The 18,505-nt window shown below is 40.7% G+C and carries 20 protein-coding genes; 4 read left to right on the top strand and 16 right to left on the bottom strand.

The features are described from left to right. Positions 1–23 precede the first annotated feature (23 nt). Positions 24–407, bottom strand: a complete 384-nt coding sequence (locus tag ACZ43M_RS04780) for a ribosomal maturation YjgA family protein (RefSeq protein WP_464506287.1) — start codon at positions 405–407, stop codon at positions 24–26. Positions 408–491: 84 nt separating this feature from the next. Between ACZ43M_RS04780 and ACZ43M_RS04775 the strand changes: the two genes are divergently transcribed. Beyond that, positions 492–1,070, top strand: a complete 579-nt coding sequence (locus ACZ43M_RS04775; RefSeq protein WP_464506286.1) for an HAD-IA family hydrolase — start codon at positions 492–494, stop codon at positions 1,068–1,070. A gap of 45 nt (positions 1,071–1,115) precedes the next feature. On the opposite strand, the gene ACZ43M_RS04770 is transcribed toward ACZ43M_RS04775, so the two are convergent. The 10 genes from ACZ43M_RS04770 to ACZ43M_RS04725 form a co-directional block, all read right to left on the bottom strand. After that, positions 1,116–1,607, bottom strand: a complete 492-nt coding sequence (locus tag ACZ43M_RS04770; RefSeq protein ID WP_464506285.1) for an arsinothricin resistance N-acetyltransferase ArsN1 family A — start codon at positions 1,605–1,607, stop codon at positions 1,116–1,118. Positions 1,608–1,971: 364 nt separating this feature from the next. Then, on the bottom strand, positions 1,972–3,087 hold the full coding sequence (locus ACZ43M_RS04765) for an IS4 family transposase (protein ID WP_464506284.1): 1,116 nt from the start codon (positions 3,085–3,087) through the stop codon (positions 1,972–1,974). Between the two features lie 176 nt (positions 3,088–3,263). Further along, entirely contained in the window at positions 3,264–3,827 is a 564-nt protein-coding gene (locus ACZ43M_RS04760; protein ID WP_464506283.1) for a histidine phosphatase family protein, read from the bottom strand. Continuing rightward, positions 3,827–4,228: a hypothetical protein gene (locus tag ACZ43M_RS04755; protein WP_464506282.1), complete on the bottom strand. Its 402-nt coding sequence runs from the start codon at positions 4,226–4,228 to the stop codon at positions 3,827–3,829. The genes ACZ43M_RS04760 and ACZ43M_RS04755 overlap by 1 nt, the downstream gene beginning before the upstream one ends. A gap of 260 nt (positions 4,229–4,488) precedes the next feature. Continuing rightward, positions 4,489–5,598: a DUF4179 domain-containing protein gene (locus ACZ43M_RS04750; protein ID WP_464506281.1), complete on the bottom strand. Its 1,110-nt coding sequence runs from the start codon at positions 5,596–5,598 to the stop codon at positions 4,489–4,491. Beyond that, the gene (locus ACZ43M_RS04745; protein ID WP_464506280.1) at positions 5,588–6,166 is read right to left on the bottom strand and encodes an RNA polymerase sigma factor; all 579 of its coding nucleotides are present in this window, start codon (positions 6,164–6,166) and stop codon (positions 5,588–5,590) included. Before ACZ43M_RS04745 ends, ACZ43M_RS04750 begins: the two co-directional genes overlap by 11 nt. A 66-nt stretch (positions 6,167–6,232) precedes the next feature. After that, positions 6,233–6,436 (bottom strand): HAD hydrolase family protein, encoded by a 204-nt coding sequence (locus tag ACZ43M_RS04740; protein ID WP_464507955.1) that lies wholly within the window; start codon positions 6,434–6,436, stop codon positions 6,233–6,235. Positions 6,437–6,716: 280 nt separating this feature from the next. Next, entirely contained in the window at positions 6,717–7,559 is an 843-nt protein-coding gene (locus ACZ43M_RS04735) for an SPL family radical SAM protein (protein ID WP_464506279.1), read from the bottom strand. 33 nt (positions 7,560–7,592) lie between these two features. Further along, the gene (locus ACZ43M_RS04730; protein WP_464506278.1) at positions 7,593–9,110 is read right to left on the bottom strand and encodes an ABC transporter permease/substrate-binding protein; all 1,518 of its coding nucleotides are present in this window, start codon (positions 9,108–9,110) and stop codon (positions 7,593–7,595) included. Continuing rightward, positions 9,107–10,057, bottom strand: a complete 951-nt coding sequence (locus ACZ43M_RS04725; RefSeq protein ID WP_464506277.1) for an ABC transporter ATP-binding protein — start codon at positions 10,055–10,057, stop codon at positions 9,107–9,109. The genes ACZ43M_RS04730 and ACZ43M_RS04725 overlap by 4 nt, the downstream gene beginning before the upstream one ends. Positions 10,058–10,749: 692 nt before the next feature. Between ACZ43M_RS04725 and rpiA the strand changes: the two genes are divergently transcribed. Beyond that, on the top strand, positions 10,750–11,430 hold the full coding sequence (gene rpiA / locus ACZ43M_RS04720) for a ribose-5-phosphate isomerase RpiA (protein ID WP_464506276.1): 681 nt from the start codon (positions 10,750–10,752) through the stop codon (positions 11,428–11,430). Between the two features lie 224 nt (positions 11,431–11,654). Here rpiA and ACZ43M_RS04715 read toward each other — a convergent pair whose 3' ends face one another. The 3 genes from ACZ43M_RS04715 to ACZ43M_RS04705 form a co-directional block, all read right to left on the bottom strand. Then, positions 11,655–12,692, bottom strand: coding sequence for a DUF3231 family protein (locus tag ACZ43M_RS04715; protein WP_464506275.1), 1,038 nt, complete (start codon positions 12,690–12,692; stop codon positions 11,655–11,657). Between the two features lie 117 nt (positions 12,693–12,809). Further along, the gene (locus ACZ43M_RS04710; protein WP_464506274.1) at positions 12,810–13,457 is read right to left on the bottom strand and encodes a permease prefix domain 1-containing protein; all 648 of its coding nucleotides are present in this window, start codon (positions 13,455–13,457) and stop codon (positions 12,810–12,812) included. Beyond that, complete coding sequence (locus ACZ43M_RS04705; RefSeq protein WP_464506273.1) at positions 13,454–13,780, bottom strand: PadR family transcriptional regulator; 327 nt, start codon at positions 13,778–13,780, stop codon at positions 13,454–13,456. Before ACZ43M_RS04705 ends, ACZ43M_RS04710 begins: the two co-directional genes overlap by 4 nt. Before the next feature lie 399 nt (positions 13,781–14,179). On the opposite strand from ACZ43M_RS04705, the gene ACZ43M_RS04700 reads away from it, so the two are divergent. Further along, positions 14,180–14,776 carry a TetR/AcrR family transcriptional regulator gene (locus tag ACZ43M_RS04700; protein WP_464506272.1) on the top strand — a complete coding sequence of 199 codons (597 nt, stop codon included), beginning with the start codon at positions 14,180–14,182 and terminating at the stop codon, positions 14,774–14,776. Then, positions 14,776–15,717: an SDR family NAD(P)-dependent oxidoreductase gene (locus ACZ43M_RS04695; RefSeq protein ID WP_464506271.1), complete on the top strand. Its 942-nt coding sequence runs from the start codon at positions 14,776–14,778 to the stop codon at positions 15,715–15,717. The genes ACZ43M_RS04700 and ACZ43M_RS04695 overlap by 1 nt, the downstream gene beginning before the upstream one ends. 60 nt (positions 15,718–15,777) lie before the next feature. Here the strand turns inward: ACZ43M_RS04695 and ACZ43M_RS04690 are convergent, their stop codons facing one another. Further along, positions 15,778–16,965, bottom strand: coding sequence for an amidohydrolase (locus ACZ43M_RS04690; protein ID WP_464506270.1), 1,188 nt, complete (start codon positions 16,963–16,965; stop codon positions 15,778–15,780). 46 nt (positions 16,966–17,011) lie between these two features. Beyond that, positions 17,012–18,418, bottom strand: coding sequence for an MFS transporter (locus tag ACZ43M_RS04685; protein WP_464506269.1), 1,407 nt, complete (start codon positions 18,416–18,418; stop codon positions 17,012–17,014). Positions 18,419–18,505: the final 87 nt, after the last annotated feature.

Genomic DNA, 18,505 nt, shown 5'->3' with positions numbered 1-18,505 from the left:
TCGGTCACATATAGAGAACGGGTTTATCCCTGCATATTTTTCAATGCTATCCTATCCAGTAAACTACCAATTATGATACCTATTGTGTATCTAATTAGATCCACCATCAGGAACCCTTTCCCTAATACCAATGCACCAAGCACGGTACCCCGAATCTGATTGATCCAACTGGCTTGATATAACTGGCTGAATTCAATCCCGAAACTAAATAATAGACTGAGCAATACAGCAGTGAGAATACTTTTTCGGACAAGCAAGAAACGGAAACCGAAATAGACCATCATCGCCCACAACGCATCCCCAGCGTTTTCTGCTACAAAGCGCGGGAGGAAATCGCCGTATTTTCTGGAGGAGAGCCCTAATAAAATCAAGATAACAATGGTTAATAAATAGATTATTCTTTTCATGGGAATCACCCTTTTGTTCTTTCTGTTCCTTTTTAAAATATCATATGGTACTCTCATTAGAGGAAAAATTTTAACGAAAGAGTGATGAATATTAACATCTTATGGGACTTCGACGGAACACTTTTTGATACATATCCGGCATTGGTGGAAGGCTTCGTAACATTAGCGGGGCAAGACCTTGACCGGAATGAGGTTTTACGCTGGCTGAAAAAGGATTCGAAAACGGCCTTCAAACATTATGGCATAGATGAAAGCCGCAGACCTGAGTACCAAACCCATTTTAATTATTATTCAAAAAGGATCAGCAAGCCGTTTGAGCATGTAGAGGATGCCTTAGGTGCTGCCGAGAACAATGTGATTGTGACCCATCGCGATCACGAGTCGACCGTTTATCTGCTTGAAAAATTCCACTTAAAAAAGTATTTTAAGGAAATTGTCTCGGTTGAGGAACAAGGTTTCACCAGAAAGCCTCATCGCTCTTCCTATGAATATGTCCTTAAGAAACACCATATAGACTTGGTCGTTGGTGACCGCGAATTGGATTTGATTCCGGCACGAGAGCTTAACATCAAAACCGTCGCCTATCAGAATCCTAGCATTGAGGCAGATTTTCATATCGACAGCTATGCTGACTTTATTCCCTTAGTAATCAGGCAATTGTAAAAAAAGATGAGACTTAGTTATTACCTAACTAAGCTCATCTTTTTTTTACAGTAATTTTTCCATTGCCATGACATCAACAAATTTACCATCTAAAATGCCCTGATTTTGAAAAATCCCTACTTCACGAAAGCCCATTTTTTTATATAATCCCTGTCCCAGCTGATTGAATGGAAATGTGAACAGTACCATTTTATGAAAGCCATTTTCTTTGGCTTGGGATTCTAGTTCGGCGAGTAATTTCTGACCTATTCCCTTTCCCCTGTAATCCTTAGAGATATAGACTGAAATATCAGCAACTCCATCATAAGCAGAACGGCTATTGTACTGATTTAAAGATGCCCAGCCGACAATGTGCCCGTCAAATTCTGCGACAATGGCCTTATACCGGCCGGAGTGCTTTTCAAACCATTCCTTTATGTAAGCTTCATCTTTCGGAACTTCTTCTAAAGTGGCGATCCCATCAATTATTCCTTGATTGTAGATTTCCAGAATGGAATGTAAGTCAATCTTACTTGCATCCCTTATCAGGACGTTCATAAATTCTCCCCCCTATGACGTATACGAGAATAGGTCAGCTTCAATTGTCCATTTTAACCGTCTAACCCATTCCGTCTGAACTTCTAATGCGCGTTTTGGACCTTATGTAACCGGGGTTTGCACTTCCGATGTTAACAGGAACGTTCCATTTGTGTAGCCACCGGTTAATCTCTCAAGCTTGAAATCACCATACTTTTCATTTAAATGTTTTTTTACACTAGTGTTGCATAAATAGTGTCATAATTTTCAGTTTACTCACCTTCCCTGTTTAGAGGCAAAAAAGTAAATACCCAATCAAAGGTGGCCCTATCCATTTGGAAATTTATTTACAATTAGACTTTTGCAACGACGACAATTTGCATATTTAAGGGATGGCTTTTCCTTCAATCTTTCGAAGCCAAACATTCGCTGGTTTCCACAATGCAGCCCTTAGATAACGGCTAATCTGTAAGGTTTTTCGCTTGCTTCTGGTCTCGATTTGTACGAGAACATGTAGGCAAAAAACAATTAGTGCGATAAATACTTGATTTTGAATCGCCCATTCGCTTTGACCGTAGAACTTTTTGATGCTGAGATGTTGTTTGATCCATTTAAAAAACAGCTCAATTGCCCACCGTGATTTATACATTTCTGAAATTTCTTCGGCGCTTATATCAAAACGATTTGTAATTAAATGAAGTTCATTTCCTTTTGAATCAATCACTTTTAGAAGCCGAAAGTAATTTTCAGCACGGTTTTGAGTCGTACCTATCAACACCATTTGGTCTGATAAAACAGCTGTATCCTTGGGTAGCTTAAAATCGTAAACGTTCCGTATGACTGCATTTTTGCGTAGCCGTGAAAGAAAGAAGTAGCCATCATCAGTCATGCGATCAAAGCGCTCGTAGTCTAGATAACCACGGTCAAACACATACATGCATTCCTTGTCATCAACCATGATTTCAAGCTGACCACGGTCATGTTCTTTTGCCGTTGTCATAACGGCCTTTTCAGGATAGGATATACCCTTTTCCATAAACACAAGGCGCAAATGTAACTTTACACCTGCTTTTGTATTGCGGAATTTAGCCCATTTATGATTGGTCAAACTAAGTGGCAATGTGCTTGAATCAATGATTTTTAACGGCATCACGAGTTTCGTGTAATGCGTTTTGGCATGAATTTGTGACACTAAATCAAGGAAAAGCCTTTGAAATAGGTCAGGGTTTATGCCGTTTAACCGCCGTGACAACTGAGAAATACTAATAGAATCAAGGTCTATCCCTTTTTGAAGCTGGTCATCGAAAAGACAATCACCCAGCGCATGCAGACTTTCAATTTCTTGTAGCTGCGCAAAAAGTAGTAATTTTAGAAATGACTCTGTCGTTAATTTTTTCGTATAGTAATCTAATTTCATCGTTTTCACGTTTTCTTCAAATAATTGAAGATTTATAGGTGAAAACCATTGTCCAAATGAAGTTTTTCGTGTAATCTTGTCCATGTGATGGTCCTTTTTTAGTGGATTTGGACGGGTTACCACCTGACTAATCCATTATAAAGGACTTTTTCTTTGCACAAAATAATAATATTGAACATTTTGAGTATTTTTAATAGTGAATTTAAATTAATGCAACACTAGTGGTTTTTTTATTATATTTTCATTCAAGGGACTTCCTCCTATTTTTCAATCCAATAAGTTGTTGAATCCCAGTGCCTGGCACTTGATTGTCTTTTCCCTGTCCAACCATTCTTTTGTAATTCCTTTGCTATCATCCTATTAAAAAATCCATGCCCGACCAATACAACATTATAATGTTCCTTTGCACTTTTAGCCAAGAAGCTTGCGGCAGCTTCTGCCCTTATTTTTGCCACTCTTACTGACTCGCATCCATTGGAATACCCCATAAACCAAAGCAATCTCAAAATCACACCCCAAATACTCGCATGTAACCTTAAGCCGCCTATCTTTACAAAAGGCATTTCGGTTTCACGAAATAATGAGTCCGAAATGACGGTACCATTTGGTTTTAAATACTCTGCCGAATCCTTTGACCGTTTCAGATCACTTGTAATGACAACAGTAGCTGTCCTTATTTTTTGAAGTGTTTCCGGGGGATAGGACTTTTCCTCATACACTCCTTGGGAATCATACTGTTCAACCCATTTTTTAAACTCCTTGGCAGTAATGGGCTTATTCTCTGTCCACAATGATTTACCGTGTCTTATTAGAGTAATTTCCATTACTTTCTCACCAGCTTTTCAATATATTCATAATCAATGTTGTGATTTGTGGGAGTATAGAAAAATCCCTTGTACCTTACCGTGTCAGGTGAGTTTATAGTTAATTCCCTAATAATTTCTCCGTTACGGTCAAGAATGGTGGTATGAAAGCTGTAACCCGAATACATAAAGGAAGGCTTTCCCTTCTTAAAGGTTATCTCATTTAGGTTATTGATGATATGGTTAATTTCGTTGCTGTCCGTAATTTCTACCTGATATCCTGTATTCCCATCGAATACCATAATCTTAGAAATGCCAGACGAATCAATATTTACTAGTTTATGCGGTATAAATGTCAACGGAAACAATAAAAGGAACAAACACGGAATGGTTATGATGAGTATCCATATTCTTTTCTTCAAAAATACACCCCCAATTATTTTTCTATATTTCTATAATCAAGGCACTATTTCCTCCATAACGAAAAGAACCTCCTGCATTAATATGCAGCAAGGCTTTAAAAGTGGCTTCAAAAAATATCAATCTCAATTACAACTAAAGGATTACTCATTAAAATAGAATTTACATTTTTTAAAGAAAATCTAAATTTTTTTATGGACGGACAACAAGAAGAGCTTTCCCGCATTTATACGGAAAAGCCCCGAAAATATAAGAATCATCTTTAATTTTTTATTGTCCGCAAAGTCTTTTTATCCTTACTCAAAATAACAATCTCATATATGTCGTTTTGGACTGCTTTTTTGGCTTCCTCTGTTTGCATGAAATCCTGGATGACCTTTTCAACCTTCGCTGCCACTTCTTCTTTATCTGAATCGGAAGAGGTGACCGTGGTCCGGACTTCGATGTAGAAACGTTCTCTTTTATTGGTATAACCGGTTCCACTTACTTTAAATTCAGTTCTGGCTGTCAGACCATCAGTCATGGTTAGAAACAAAGGTACCATTCTGCCTTCCCGTTCCTTCGTTGTCGGGTCAAACAGGTAAAATTTAATCTTATATTCTTTGAACTGCTCCTGTTGCAGTCTAGTTAAAATATCATTTTTGATTTGATCTAACCTTGTCTCGGTATTGGGAATATAATCAATGTTGATTCTTCTATCACTGCTCACACCAATGCCGTTCGGTTCGTATCCATACTTTTGCAAAACTTCCCCAGCAATCGCCGTTACCTTTTCAGCCTCTTCGTCAAAGTCATTATCTAGATTTTTAAAAAGCTCTGCAGCTCTTTTTTTGGCATCAGGGTCATGAAACACTCTTACTTTGTAAGCATCATTGTTTCTAGCCTTCAAAATATCCTTTATCAGGTCTTCCACTGGCGTTTTTACTTGGTTATAATACTCAACCGTCCCCTCAAATCCTACACTCACCTCTTTTTCCCGAATCCCTATTCCTAATTGATCATATTTGATTTGTTTTTGATCAAGAGCCTCTTTGACTTCTTCAAAAAGCGGCTTTTGAATAAATAGGTTACCTAAATAAGGAATGGTAGAAACGATTTGGGCCATGGCAGGTGAAACGAAGGCTGACCCTACAAAGAGGCCAAACGCTGCTGCGACAGAAACGGTAACAGCCGCTGCCTTTTTCCAAATGACTTTACGCCCCTTTAACCCATGACGAAAGGTGTTATAATCCTGTTCCGTCTGCGCCTCTATTTCTTGATCAATCTCTCCATTGGCATAGCGATCCGGCAGGTCGGCAATAAATTTCTCAAGAGTATCAGGCACCTGCAGGTGATCCAATGATGGAAGGTTCACATCTTTCTTATATCCCATGGGTCTTTACCTCCTGAAAAAAGTTATTTGAGTCCCCAAGCATTTTTGTCAGCTGCTGCCTTCCTCTTTTGATTCGTGTTTTGATAGTATTGATATTTTCATTGAGAATGAGGGATATTTCTTTCAGTGACAAATCCTCATAATAATGCAGATACAACGGCAAACTCTGGTCTTTTTTTAGTTTAAGGATAAGAGCCAGCATTTCTTGTTTCGTTTCATTTTGAATGGCATCCTGCTGTGCCGATTGGTAGACTTTTTTACTCTGGGCTTCCCTGCTGTCATCAAAATCAATATGTACAACGCGGTTATTTTTTCGATAAAGATCAATGGAGCGCGAATAGATGAGACTGTAAAACCAAGCTTTAAAATTCGTCAGTTCCTTATGTTTCATAATGCTGATATATGCGCCTTCTAGCGCATTTTGCAGCGCATCCTCCGCGTGTTCTTTAGACTTCAAGATGAGAAACGCAGTTTTATAGGCAGAGGGCAGGAGATTTCGAACCAGAAGGCCAAAGGCTTCTTTATCCCCTTCCCTTATTTTTTGCATCAATTCCTGTTCAATGTTCAAGATGGGACCTCCCCTTTTGGATGTTACATAGGATAAACGAAATGGAACCGTCATTGGGTTTCACTTTTATTTAAATCTTTTCAAAAAAAAACGTCTGGAATGGCGATAGGGGGAAATTATCTGGTGATCGTCGTGGGTATCCGTAATATCATCGGCTGCTTTCTTTACGGTTTCTTTGGCGTTTCCCATCGCGATGCCATGTTGAACGTATTGGAGCATTTCGATATCGTTCGATCCATCTCCGTAGGCAAAGGTATCTTCTTTGTTTATGTTTAAATGCCCAATCAGCTTTTCAATGGCTGTTGCCTTATGGATGCCGGGTATGGATAATTTTTCCTAAACACTTCAATAAGGAACGATCCAATTTTAGCAATTGGCGGACTATCACTAGTCATGTAAAGAAATTTAGAACATATAGACAGTACTATCCGTAAATGTCTATTTTTTTAGGAACGGTGGAACCACGACCGCACTCATCCCCTTTGCTGGTATGAGTGCATTTTTTATTTTCACAATTTAATAGTCGGGTAAATAGAAATTAATGAAAAAGTTAAGATTTTGTTTGCGGGAAAGCCTCATTATAAGAAACTCCAATCATTTCATCAGGAAAGTACTTACCAAAATATTTTTTTACCCGCTCATGAATATCCTCACTGTACCAATCCGATAAACCATGCTCCGCAAATAATTTGGGCATCCCCAATCTCGCTGACCGTCTTCCGTTAGAACCATCACCAATTAAAAGGGTATCAATCCAAACACGGTCCACGATTCCCTCCAACAGTTTCGGGAAGTCAGGGGTAAATGGCAGCACCGGAGAAACCGAAGCCTGGGTCGGGATTCCCGCATCATGAACTTCCTTCAAGGCTTTTAATCGCAATTTTATCCCAGGTGCATACGGAGCAAAAATTTGCTTGATATCTTCGCGATCGGTTTCAAGCGTCATCGATACAATGAGATCACATTTTTCCTTTAATTTCAACAATAAATCAATATCCCTTGTGACAAGCGGACTTCGGGTTTGCACTTGTAGAAAATCAGGCGGATTTTCCACCATTTCTTCCAAAATCGCCCGTGTAATTCCGGCTTTTCGCTCAGTAGGCTGATAAGGGTCGGTTGCCGACGACATAAAAATAATCACAGGCTTGTTCCTTTTACGAAGTCTGATGATTTCCTTCCGGTAATTTTCGGCTGCGTTCGTTTTGAGGTCGAGCCATTCTCCCCACGGAATTCCTTTGAACCTTTGGAGGGGCATCTCTCGAACATAGCAGTAACTGCAGGAAAAGCCGCAGCCGCTGTATGGATTCAATGAATGGGTAAAGCCGACATCCAGATATCCTTTTGCCTCCGTCAGGATTTTGTTTGCAAGAACTTCCTTAGTTTGCATACCCATGTACTCGCCCTCCCTTTTAAAAATAATCGGTACTTAATTTAGCAAATTATTTTTTTCCAGAAACTCTCTGGCCACATCGTTAGCCTTTTTCTTCTCAACCGCTACCTCGTAATTCATTTTTAGCATTTCATCGTCGGTAATTTTATCAGAAAGCTTATTCAAAATAGCTTCCAGCTCTGGATATTTTTCCAATGTTTCCTTCTTTAATAAAGGTGCGCCTTGATAGGGCGGGAATAGATTTTTGTCATCTTCCAATACGATAAGATTATTTCTTTTAAGCTCACTATCCGTTGAGTAAGCATCAACTAGATTGATATCCCCTCTTTTTGCAGCAGCGTACCGTAACTCCGGCTGCATAATATTAACCTTAGCGAATTTAAGTCCATAAAGCTTTTGGATCCCAAGGTAGCCATCTTCACGCTCCGGAAATTCCGGTGTGAAGCCCGCCTTAATAGAGCCTTCTATTGGTTTTAAATCAGAAATAGTTTTTAGGTTATACTGCTGTGCCAATGACGCTGGAACTGCCAATGCATAAGTATCATTAAACTTCATTGGCATTAGCAAAACTAGATTTAATTTGGTTAACAGTCCATCCCTGGCTTGTTCATAGACTTCTTTTGCATCCGTGCTTTTGGGCTGTTCTTTTAACAAATCGGCAATGACTGTCCCTGTAAATTCAGGGTAAATATCGATACTGCCTGAAGTTAACGCATTATAGACGAAGGTTGTTCCGCCCATATTGGGTTTCAGTTCAACATCCAGGGACGAATTCTCTTCTATTAAAAGCTTATACATATTCATCAAAATTTCCGGTTCAGCACCCAATTTCCCGCCGATCACAATGTCGGCCTTTTTGGGCTGTATAAATGAAGAAACAGTGATAATCAAAAATGCTGCGATGATGACAGAAACAATCGAGAACATTGATTTCTTAAATGACATTTTCTCCATTTGCCGGAGTAAAAAGTCAAAAAATAACGCTAATAGTGCTGCTGGAATCGCCCCTAACAGGATAAGGTCTGTATCATTTCGGCTGATTCCAACTGTAATCAAATCACCTAATCCGCCGGCTCCAATCAAGGCTGCAATTGTCGCTGTACCGATAATCAACACCATAGCGGTGCGAATCCCGGCCATAATAACGGGCATAGCGAGAGGAAGCTCTACTTTTAATAGCAATCTGCGATTGTTCATCCCCAACCCTTTTGCCGCTTCGATTAAGTTAGGATCGACTTCTTTGATACCGGTGTAAATGTTTCTAAGAATCGGGAGCAACGCATAAATGACCAAAGCGATAATCGAAGGTACCGTGCCAATCCCTACAAGTGGAATGAGCAGCCCCAACAACGCCAATGACGGGATTGTTTGAAAAACAGCGGCAATCCCAATGATAACCTCTGCCGCTTTCTTTTTTCGGGTCAGGTAAATTCCAAGCGGAATCGCAATAACTAAGGCAAAAAACAGAGCAATGAAGGAAATTTCGATATGCTCGAGTAAGCCCTTTAGCAAATCTCCCTTTCTGGTTATAAGGGTTTGGACGAAATCGTTCATTGTTTTGCACCTTCTTTCAGGCTGCTTGACAGATGTTGAATCATTATCTGTCTATTGACATAACCGATGATTTCTCCGTCCTTTTCTACACCTACTTGTTCATGTTCCGATAATGCTTCAAGGGTTTGCTCCAATGAACTCGTTACTGGGATTGCTGGGATATTCTCAGAATCTGTATTGACGCCTGATAGAACTTTTTCAAGATGAAAATAAAAATCGTTTTGATTGTTCGTCCCAATAAATTCTCTGACGAAGTCATTAATGGGATGATAGATTAATTCATCCCTTGTCCCAATTTGAACGATTTCTCCGTCTTTCATGATGCAAATCCGATCTCCCAGCTTTAGAGCTTCCTGCATATCGTGCGTAACGAAAACGATGGTTTTCTTTATCGCTTTTTGGAGCTTCAAGATATCATCCTGCAGCTTTTCTCTGCTTATCGGATCAAGCGCACTAAAGGGTTCATCCATCAGAATAAATTCCGGGTCGGCCGCTAATGCTCTCACAACCCCAATCCTTTGCTGCTGTCCGCCTGATAGCTCACTGGGTTTTCGCTGTTTATATGTTTCCGGCTCTAATCCTACCATTTCGAGCAGCTCGTCCACTCGTTTGCTTATTTCGGCTTTGTCCCACTTTTTCATTTCGGGCACAACGGCGATATTTTCTTCAATCGTCATGTGCGGAAATAAAGCAATCTGCTGGAGCACATAGCCGATATTCCATCGCAACTCATGAATATCATAGTCGCTTATTCTTTTCCCATTAATAGTAATGGTACCATCAGATATTTCGTTTAACCGGTTGATCATTTTTAATGTGGTAGTTTTCCCGCTGCCGCTCGGCCCAATCAGAACGAAAAATTCCCCTTTATGAATGGTAAGGTTTAATGATTTAACGGCTGTCGTTCCATCATCATACTGTTTCGAAACATTTTCAAAATGAATCATTTGTTTACTCCTTATTTTTAGGTGCTATTTTAAAGGATTCCTCTTTTTCCATTATTTCCTTCTTAAAAATTCATAAGCTTTGTCACTTATAACCTTTCTATAAGACACTATACCAATGAATCCGCTCAAAGTGTCTAATAGAACCAGTCTATAAGACATTTTACCACTGAAACCTGCTCAAACTGTCTAATAGAGCCAGTCTATAAGACATTTTACCACTGAAACCTGCTCAAACTGTCTAATAGAACCAGTCTATAAGACACTTTACCACTGAAACCTGCTCAAACTGTCTAATAGAACCAGTCTATAAGACACTTTACCACTGAAACCTGCTCAAACTGTCTAATAGAGCCAGTCTTCATTTGGTTACACCCCTTTAGGTACTTTGTAATTCGGAGGATGTCACTGTCCTCCCCTTTTTAACAAGACCTAAATAGGCAATCATCGCCAACAAGCTGGTTGTAAACATAATCACCCCGAATGGAATCGCAGAATATTCACCGGCGATTCCCACTAGCGGTGAGGCTGATCGGCTATCTTTCTAACTTGATAGCCATCTATTTTAGAAAATTGACATAAGCAAGTTCCGAACATAAAATTTATGATAAATGCAGGAAATGGCTAAACAGAATTAACATAAAACTAGAAATATATTTAGGGTACTATCATTATAAAATTAAGAGGTGACCTCATTGTTAAACACTTCAGATCTTTTGAAAAAGGCGGCCGGAGAAAAGGCGGCTGAATTTGTAGAGGATGGGATGGTCCTTGGATTAGGGTCCGGTTCAACCGTGTACTGGCTGTTGAAGAAATTGGGGGAACGGGTGCAACAGGGATTATCAATTAAGGGTATCCCCTCGTCTATTCGGACAGAGGGTTGGGCAAAGGAATTCAATATCCCCCTGACCGATTTTTCTGAGGTCCAGGACCTTGACTTGGCGATTGATGGGGCCGATGAGATTGATCCTGAGTTTAACTTAACAAAGGGCGGCGGCGGGTCACTATTACGGGAAAAACTCGTCGACATTCAAGCAAAAAAGCTCATCATTATTGCGGACGAAACAAAAATGGTTGCCCAGCTGGGGAAATTTCCGTTACCGGTTGAAGTTGTTCCCTTCGGCTGGGAGACAACCGCCAAGCGGATTGCCGACCTCGGGTGCTCACCCATTTTAAGAAATAAGAACGGTGAGATTTTCGTCACCAATAATCATAACTATATTTTAGATTGTCAGTTCGAAGCGATCCCAAACCCGAAGGAACTACATACCCAATTAAAGCAGGTATTAGGTGTGGTGGAAACCGGTCTGTTCATCGACATGACCGACACCGTCATTATTGGCGGACAAGACGGAATCAAAGTCCTAGAAAAATAATGCCTGGCCTCGCAACAAAAAACAGGGAGGGAATCCCGGACTAACCGGCATTCCCTCCCTTGTTTATTATTTTTCCGATAAATCCGTGTTATAAATGTTGTAAAAGTGTTTTACAATACATTTTTGTGACTTTTTAAAAAATTCCCCTATAATTCGCGGGCAGTCTTCCAATCATGAAAGAAATAAGAAAGACCGCTGAAAATAATCAGCGGCTATTTTTTATATCACTTTTCAGTTGCTAACTTGTTCCGGTCAACAGCCATTGGCGGTTCCTCCATCCAGCCTTTTCCTACGTAAATTTTTGCAGCATTTTCAACAAACTGGGAAATTTTCATTAACGATTTGGAGTACATTGCCCCAATATCATGTCTTCCATTTACAGCTACAGAATTTCCAAATGCCCGGATTTTAATCGAGAACATGTCCATTTTATGAAATAGCATGAGACGATCAGAAAAAGGCGCAAAGGTGGAATCTGTCACTAAATCATCCACAAGGGAAGGTGCAGGGAGATTTTCATCATGTAGCTTTTGCATATAGTTTTGAATATTATTAGCTGTCATATCTCTACCGTTTTCAAACAATTTCCGGATTTTTTCATCCTTTACCACTTGAGCAAACGCCATAATCAAGGCCTTACTCGTTACATTGTTTTCGATATTATCATAAAGGTGGGCAATTTCTAACGCATGTAAAGGTCTAACGTGCCCTAAGAAACCATTTAGAAAATCCTGTTGAATAAATTCCACTTTTTCTGGAACGGGAATTAACGGCGGCTTAATCGTAAGTCCCTTACTTATGAGAATTTCTTTAATTTGTTCAATTAGATCCAATGTGCAATCAATGCAATATCGAAAAAATTCTTTTACATCCCTCCGAAAAACGAGAGGGATGCCTACGCTATAAATGCTTAATCCTGCTTTTGACGTATATTTCAAATAATGAACATAAAATTCATCTTGAAATAACCGGGGAGCACCTAAATTGATATCTTCTTCATGAAATCCTTTTGGAATAGGGAAGTTATCCTTTATAAATATTTCTTCCGTTCTTTTCATGAAATCTTCGCATAAATGGATGGCATTATTCAGTAAGGTTTTGATGTCGGGATCGTTGCAGTGCTGAAGGAAGTAGCTTATTACGCATTTGGACATACTATTCCCGATATAGGTTGCCCACAGTTTTCCCATTTCCGCAGATGTCAGTGGCTCATTGGTTTCTGTTTTAAACGAACCTAATTTAATTGGCTTTATAGTTTCCATAGCGACTCCCTTTTTCATATTTTTAGTTAGTATTACTATCTCCGAATTACACTGACATATGAATTTTTCTAAGAAATGTAAAAGCCGCTGAAGACGGGCTTCAGCGGCTTTTTGCAATCAGACAGCCGTTTTCCTATTCAACTTCTGGCGAGGAAATACAAAGGTAAACAGCTGCCTTGCGATTAAATAAAGGATTGTCGCGATTGGTATCGCATATAAATCTATCCAAAAACCATCCTGGTACTGTTCTGAATTTCCCATTAGGTTAAGAGTCTGGATGCCCGCAATCACCAGTGCAGGCGGTAAAAAGACAAGCCAGGCATTGGCCAGCCAGCGCCAGTTGAATTGATCCATTATCGCCTCATAGATAGCCTCAATGGCCCCTGCGATTAAAAAGACAATGAAAAATCCACCGACGGCACTTTCCCAAGGAATTGTATTAGCAAATTCCGGGTGATAAATTTCCGAGACAGAGTAAGAGATGACACATAGGCCTGCCGTTACAAAAAGGACATTCGAAACAAACCGCGCAAGCTTGTAAAACGGAAAAATGGCCTTTTTCATTTCCCAAATAATTTTATCCTCATGGCCGAATGCCTTGATTGCCTGCCTAATGGCTTCATCTTCTGTGTAGCCTTTGATGATTAGTTCGTTTACATGCTCCTCCAAGTGTAGTGACAACTCTTCCTGGAAGTCCTTTCTCTCCTCATCGGCCATCGGCAAATCGGCGACGATTCTTTCCACATACTGATCCAGTTTTTTCATGAATAACCCTCCAGCGTTTTGTCGATTAACTGATTGATTTGTTTCCAGCTGCGCAGCTTATCAGTGAGCACTTTTCGGCCGGTATCTGTGATCGTGTAGTACTTCCGTCTGCCCCCATCAAGCCCGTCCTGCCAATAGGAAACCACACAATCTTTCGTTTCCAATCGTTTTAGGGCTGGGTATAGGGTACCTTCATTCATATGGTAGGCATCCTCACTAAGCACCCGCAGCTTTTTCGTCATTTCGTAGCCATAACAGTCCTGTTCAGCCAACAAGGACAGCAACAAAATCTCAATACTTCCTTTTAATAGCTCCCTGTCCATCGTAATTCCTCCAAATTTTGTTAATACCATTGTATAACAAGGTATGTTGTTAGGCAACGCACAAGGATTAGTGACCGCTATTTTTTAGCAGGTCCTCCCTAGGTGGCGGTAAACAGGGAAAGTGCTGGTAAAACGGGAAAATTGCCGGTAAAAACGAAATAGCGCCGGTAAAAGGCTAAATGCGCCGGTAAAGTCCTTCTAACCGCCGGTAAAAGGCAAAATGCGCCGGTAAAGTCCGTGTAACCGCCGGTAAAATCCTTATAAGCGCCGGTAAATCTTCTAAGGACTATTATTTTTCCTAAAATATGGTTGCAAATTAATAAAATCAATATATAATAAATGATATATAACACTTGATATGTAACAACTCAACAGAAATACAACTTTAAGGAGTATAACATGGCCCCTAAGTCAAAGTTCAATAAAGACCAAATCATCGATGCTGCATTTGAAATCGCCAGAACTGAAGGAATAGATGGTATTACAATCCGAAAGGTGGCTGATAAGCTGGGGAGTTCGATCGCTCCAATCTATGTAAATTTTAAAGATGTTGATGAATTGATTCAGGAAGTAATCTACAAAACTTTTGAAGTGAACAGACAACTGATAAAGGAACAGAATACAGGCAATCCATTTCATGATATTGGAGCCGCCAGTCTTAAATTTGCTAAGGAGTATAGCGCCCTGTTTCGCGACCTTATAATGAAGAAAAACGATTACATCAACAATTTGGAACAGGATGAGGATATGCTTGTTGGAATGATGAAACAAGATCCTACACTCGAGGGCCTTTCTGATTATGAACTCAGAACTATCTTATTAAAAATGAGAATTTTCCAGATTGGACTTTCCATAATGGTGGCAAACGAATTGCTTCCGGAAGATTTTGACGAGAAAAAAATGATGCACATGCTGGGCAGTACCGCCGGGGATATCATTACCTCAGCCCAAATACGGAAAGGTAAAAATTCAGGTGACAAAACAGGAGGTTCATAATGAACGATAAGATTGTAATCATAACTGGTGCAAATTCGGGGATTGGCAAAGCAGCAGCTTTAAAATTTGCGGCTGAAGGCTATCATGTGATTATGGCTTGCCGCAATCTGAAGATTAGTGCAGCCGTACAAAAAGAAATTATTGAAAGAACCAAGAATATGAATGTAGATTTAATGGAGCTTGATGTTTCTTCCTTTGACTCCATTTGTAGATTTTCCACAGCATTTAAGGCAACATACCCGCACCTAGACATCCTCATCAATAACGCCGCCTACTTAAATCACGGGGAGAAAGAATTTAAGCTTAGTCCCGAGAATATCGAATTGTCTTTTGCTACCAATACTTTTGGTCCGTTTTTGTTGACCCGATTGTTGGCAGACCATCTCGAAAAATCTCAAGATCCGAGAGTCCTCAATGCCTGCACGACAAACATCAAACATTTCTTCGACCCAAAACGGAAGATTGAGTTCGATAATTTGCGCGGAGAACTGCGCGAGATAAGGCCATACAGTGTCTATAAGATGTACGGAGACTCGAAAATGGCCCTTTTAATGCTAACCTTTAAAATGGCAGATGAATTTAAAAGCAGAGGCATCAAAGTCAATGCTATCCAAATAAACCGTGTCAAACTATCAAAAGAGACCATTCAAAAGATGCACTCTTTTTGGAGGATATTTGCTTACCTGCAGAATCTCACGAATCCGTTGCCTTCTGGGATGGCCGATAACTATTTTCACATATGCACCTCTGAAGAATTTAAAACGATCACGGGCCAGCTGATTAACCATACAGGAGAAATAATTGAACCAGCTAAGGCCGAGACGGGCTTCGCACAATTAAAGAACATACTCGGTAACAAAACGTACCCTAGCTATGCGTCAAATCCTCAAAATGTAGATCGAATATGGAAGTTGAGCACCACGCTTACCGAAAACGTGTAATTTTTTAGTCAAATGTTTTAGTTAATCCAGCCCCCCTACATTCAATGAAGGGGGGATAAGTTAGTCTATATTATAATACCCGCAAACCACTTGGCCGACTGCTTTGGCGGCCACTAAAAGGGCATCCTCATCAATATCAAATTTTGGATGGTGATTGAAATATGGCTTTTCTACCCCTTTTGGTGTGCAGCAAATGTAAAAGAAGCAGGCTGGGAATTTTTTTGCATAATGGGCAAAATCCTCTGATGGCGACATTTTAGGGAATTCCTTCACTTCTGTAATGTCTTGATCATTGGCATTTTGCAAATATCCAGCCACCCTCTCGGTCAGTTCTGGATTGTTATACAATGGCGGATAGTCCGGTGTATACGTCAGTTCACACGTTACATTAAATTCCTGCTCAATGCCCTTGGCAATCCGGCGAATTTCTTGTTCAATCAATTCCCTCGTCTCATCTGTCATGGCACGAACATCGCCTTCAAGTTCGACGCTATCTTTGATGACATTGAACGTCCCTTTGCCGTCAAATGAACCGATGGTGATAACCCCCATTTCAAATGGGTTTAAGCGGCGGCTGATCACTGTTTGAATCGCTGTGACAAAATGAGCGCCCGCGACGATCGCATCGTTAGCCATGTGTGGCGAAGAACCATGGCCGCCAGTGCCTTGGACTTTTAGCTTAAAGTAGGCACGGCCTGGAAAAACATAGCCGCTGTTGTAGCCGACCACACCTGCTGGGCCAAGCGGCAGTAAATGTATCCCGAATATATCGTCTAAATCATCCAGTAACCCAGATTGTATCATTCCAATCGCCCCGCCAGGCGGTACTTCTTCAGCAGGTTGATGGATAATTTTTATCGTACCTGGAATTTCATCCTTTAACTGAATGAGGCAGTCTGCCAAAACCATGAGATAGGCAGTATGGCCATCATGGCCGCAGGCGTGCATCACGCCCGGATTTTTCGACTTAAACGGTACATCCGTTTCTTCCATAATCGGAAGGGCATCGAAATCAGCGCGCAGGCCGATGGTTTTTCCAGGCTTACCGCCTTTAATTGTCACGATCAGACCATTGCCGCCGCCCACTTTGGTGTCAACTTTGACATCTTTGCCTTTATAAAACTCCTCAATGTACTTGCTTGTGTTCTCTTCTTCAAATGAAAGCTCGGGGTGTTCATGAAGATAGCGGCGGATCTCAATGATTTCTTCTTTACGACTTTCTAACATGCTCATTAATTGTTGTTTCATTTCCCATTACCTCCCTGCATCTTGTACTTTACGCTTCCGAATTACATTAACTAGCCTTTTTAGCCGTAACAACCTCTTGGTGCTCTTTTCCCGCGTTCTTTGGAACCATAAACATAATGGAAAGGAGTGCCAGTACACCGAAGATGACGTTGACAATAATCCCGGATGTTGCTGCTATTTCCTTACTGCCGACAGCTGCAATTCCCGCATACACGGCTGCTGAAATCGCCACTCCGAAAGCGCCGCCAAGTGAGCTGGCCATCTTGTAAACTCCGGCAGCAGCTCCCACCTTATCAGAAGGTGCATTGGATACAGAAGTATCTGTCGATGGAGTGGCATAAATGCCAAGTCCCAGTCCAAATAAGGCAAAACCAATGAACACCGTTACGGTATAAGCAAAGCCCGGCAAGAAGGTTAGACCCATCAGCGCTACGCCAATTGTCGTGATGACAGTACCCCATATCATCGGTGATTTAGCGCCAGATTTCTGAAGAATTTTCTCGCCAACACGAATCATTCCAAGGACTGCAACTAAGTAACCAAGCGATAACATCCCTGATTGGAAAGCAGTAAATCCTCGAGCCACTTGAACATACGTATTCGCAACCACTAAGGTACCGGCTACTGCATTTAGTAAGAAGTTAGAGTAGGTTGCACCGGCATATGGTTTATTTTTAAACAGGGAGAAATCAATCAGCGCAATCGCATTATTTCTTTCAACTTTAACAAACACGACAATTCCAACAATCGCGATGGCCAAACAGATTAAGGTAAAGGAGCTTGTCCAGCCCCAATCTGCTCCGCGAGTTATGAACAGATTTAATGCCAGCATCGTAACCACCAAAATAGCTAGACCCTTCACGTCAAATTTAAAGGCGCCTGTTGATTTCGCTTTACTTTCGGGGGTATCTTTAATCAGCCACATGCCAAGAAGAGCAAAAATAATCGAAAAGATAAATATCCATCTCCAGCCCATATAGGTGGCAATCGCACCTCCAGCGAAGGAACAAACACCGGAACCGCCCCATGATCCAATTGACCAGTAACTTAAAGCGCGCTGCCGCTCCGCTCCCTCAAAATACTCTTTCACTAAGGCAATGGTTGCAGGCATAATACATGCGGCTGAAAGGCCTTGAATGATACGGCCGATAATTAATAATGCCGCCCCTTGGGCCAAGACAAGCAGCAACGACCCAACAATACTTAAGATCAACCCTATATAAGTAATCTTTTTTCGTCCTACTTTATCTGCTAAGCCGCCGGCTCCGACGATGAACATTCCTGAGAAAAGTGAGGTTAAACTGATTGCAATATTAAGTGTTCCAAGCGATATCCCTAAATCTGATTGTACGGCTGGCACGATGTTCACCATAGCTTGGGCGAACAGCCAGAATGTAATGACACCAAATACAATTCCGGTAATTAATTTATTGGTCCCTCTGTACGTTTCCATTTCATTGACCTCCTAGATTGCAACATATTATTGCCATCTGCTACTATTTTTCACATCACCCGCGGTATGTATTTATTATAAAAAATG

Source organism: Neobacillus sp. B24 (assembly GCF_055381825.1).
This window is presented reverse-complemented; position numbering and strand designations above follow the sequence as displayed.

Excerpts from the sequence above, each read along its gene's own strand:
- ACZ43M_RS04765 (WP_464506284.1), bottom strand. The coding sequence starts at position 3,087 with ATGGACAAGATTACACGAAAAACTTCATTTGGACAATGGTTTTCACCT.
- ACZ43M_RS04685 (WP_464506269.1), bottom strand. The coding sequence starts at position 18,418 with ATGGAAACGTACAGAGGGACCAATAAATTAATTACCGGAATTGTATTT.
- ACZ43M_RS04725 (WP_464506277.1), bottom strand. The coding sequence starts at position 10,057 with ATGATTCATTTTGAAAATGTTTCGAAACAGTATGATGATGGAACGACA.
- ACZ43M_RS04775 (WP_464506286.1), top strand. The coding sequence starts at position 492 with ATGAATATTAACATCTTATGGGACTTCGACGGAACACTTTTTGATACA.
- ACZ43M_RS04715 (WP_464506275.1), bottom strand. The coding sequence starts at position 12,692 with ATGGAAACTATAAAGCCAATTAAATTAGGTTCGTTTAAAACAGAAACC.
- ACZ43M_RS04710 (WP_464506274.1), bottom strand. The coding sequence starts at position 13,457 with ATGAAAAAACTGGATCAGTATGTGGAAAGAATCGTCGCCGATTTGCCG.
- ACZ43M_RS04760 (WP_464506283.1), bottom strand. The coding sequence starts at position 3,827 with ATGGAAATTACTCTAATAAGACACGGTAAATCATTGTGGACAGAGAAT.
- ACZ43M_RS04780 (WP_464506287.1), bottom strand. The coding sequence starts at position 407 with ATGAAAAGAATAATCTATTTATTAACCATTGTTATCTTGATTTTATTA.
- ACZ43M_RS04750 (WP_464506281.1), bottom strand. The coding sequence starts at position 5,598 with ATGGGATATAAGAAAGATGTGAACCTTCCATCATTGGATCACCTGCAG.
- ACZ43M_RS04705 (WP_464506273.1), bottom strand. The coding sequence starts at position 13,780 with ATGGACAGGGAGCTATTAAAAGGAAGTATTGAGATTTTGTTGCTGTCC.
- ACZ43M_RS04695 (WP_464506271.1), top strand. The coding sequence starts at position 14,776 with ATGAACGATAAGATTGTAATCATAACTGGTGCAAATTCGGGGATTGGC.
- ACZ43M_RS04730 (WP_464506278.1), bottom strand. The coding sequence starts at position 9,110 with ATGAACGATTTCGTCCAAACCCTTATAACCAGAAAGGGAGATTTGCTA.
- ACZ43M_RS04735 (WP_464506279.1), bottom strand. The coding sequence starts at position 7,559 with ATGGGTATGCAAACTAAGGAAGTTCTTGCAAACAAAATCCTGACGGAG.
- ACZ43M_RS04770 (WP_464506285.1), bottom strand. The coding sequence starts at position 1,607 with ATGAACGTCCTGATAAGGGATGCAAGTAAGATTGACTTACATTCCATT.
- ACZ43M_RS04700 (WP_464506272.1), top strand. The coding sequence starts at position 14,180 with ATGGCCCCTAAGTCAAAGTTCAATAAAGACCAAATCATCGATGCTGCA.
- ACZ43M_RS04690 (WP_464506270.1), bottom strand. The coding sequence starts at position 16,965 with ATGAAACAACAATTAATGAGCATGTTAGAAAGTCGTAAAGAAGAAATC.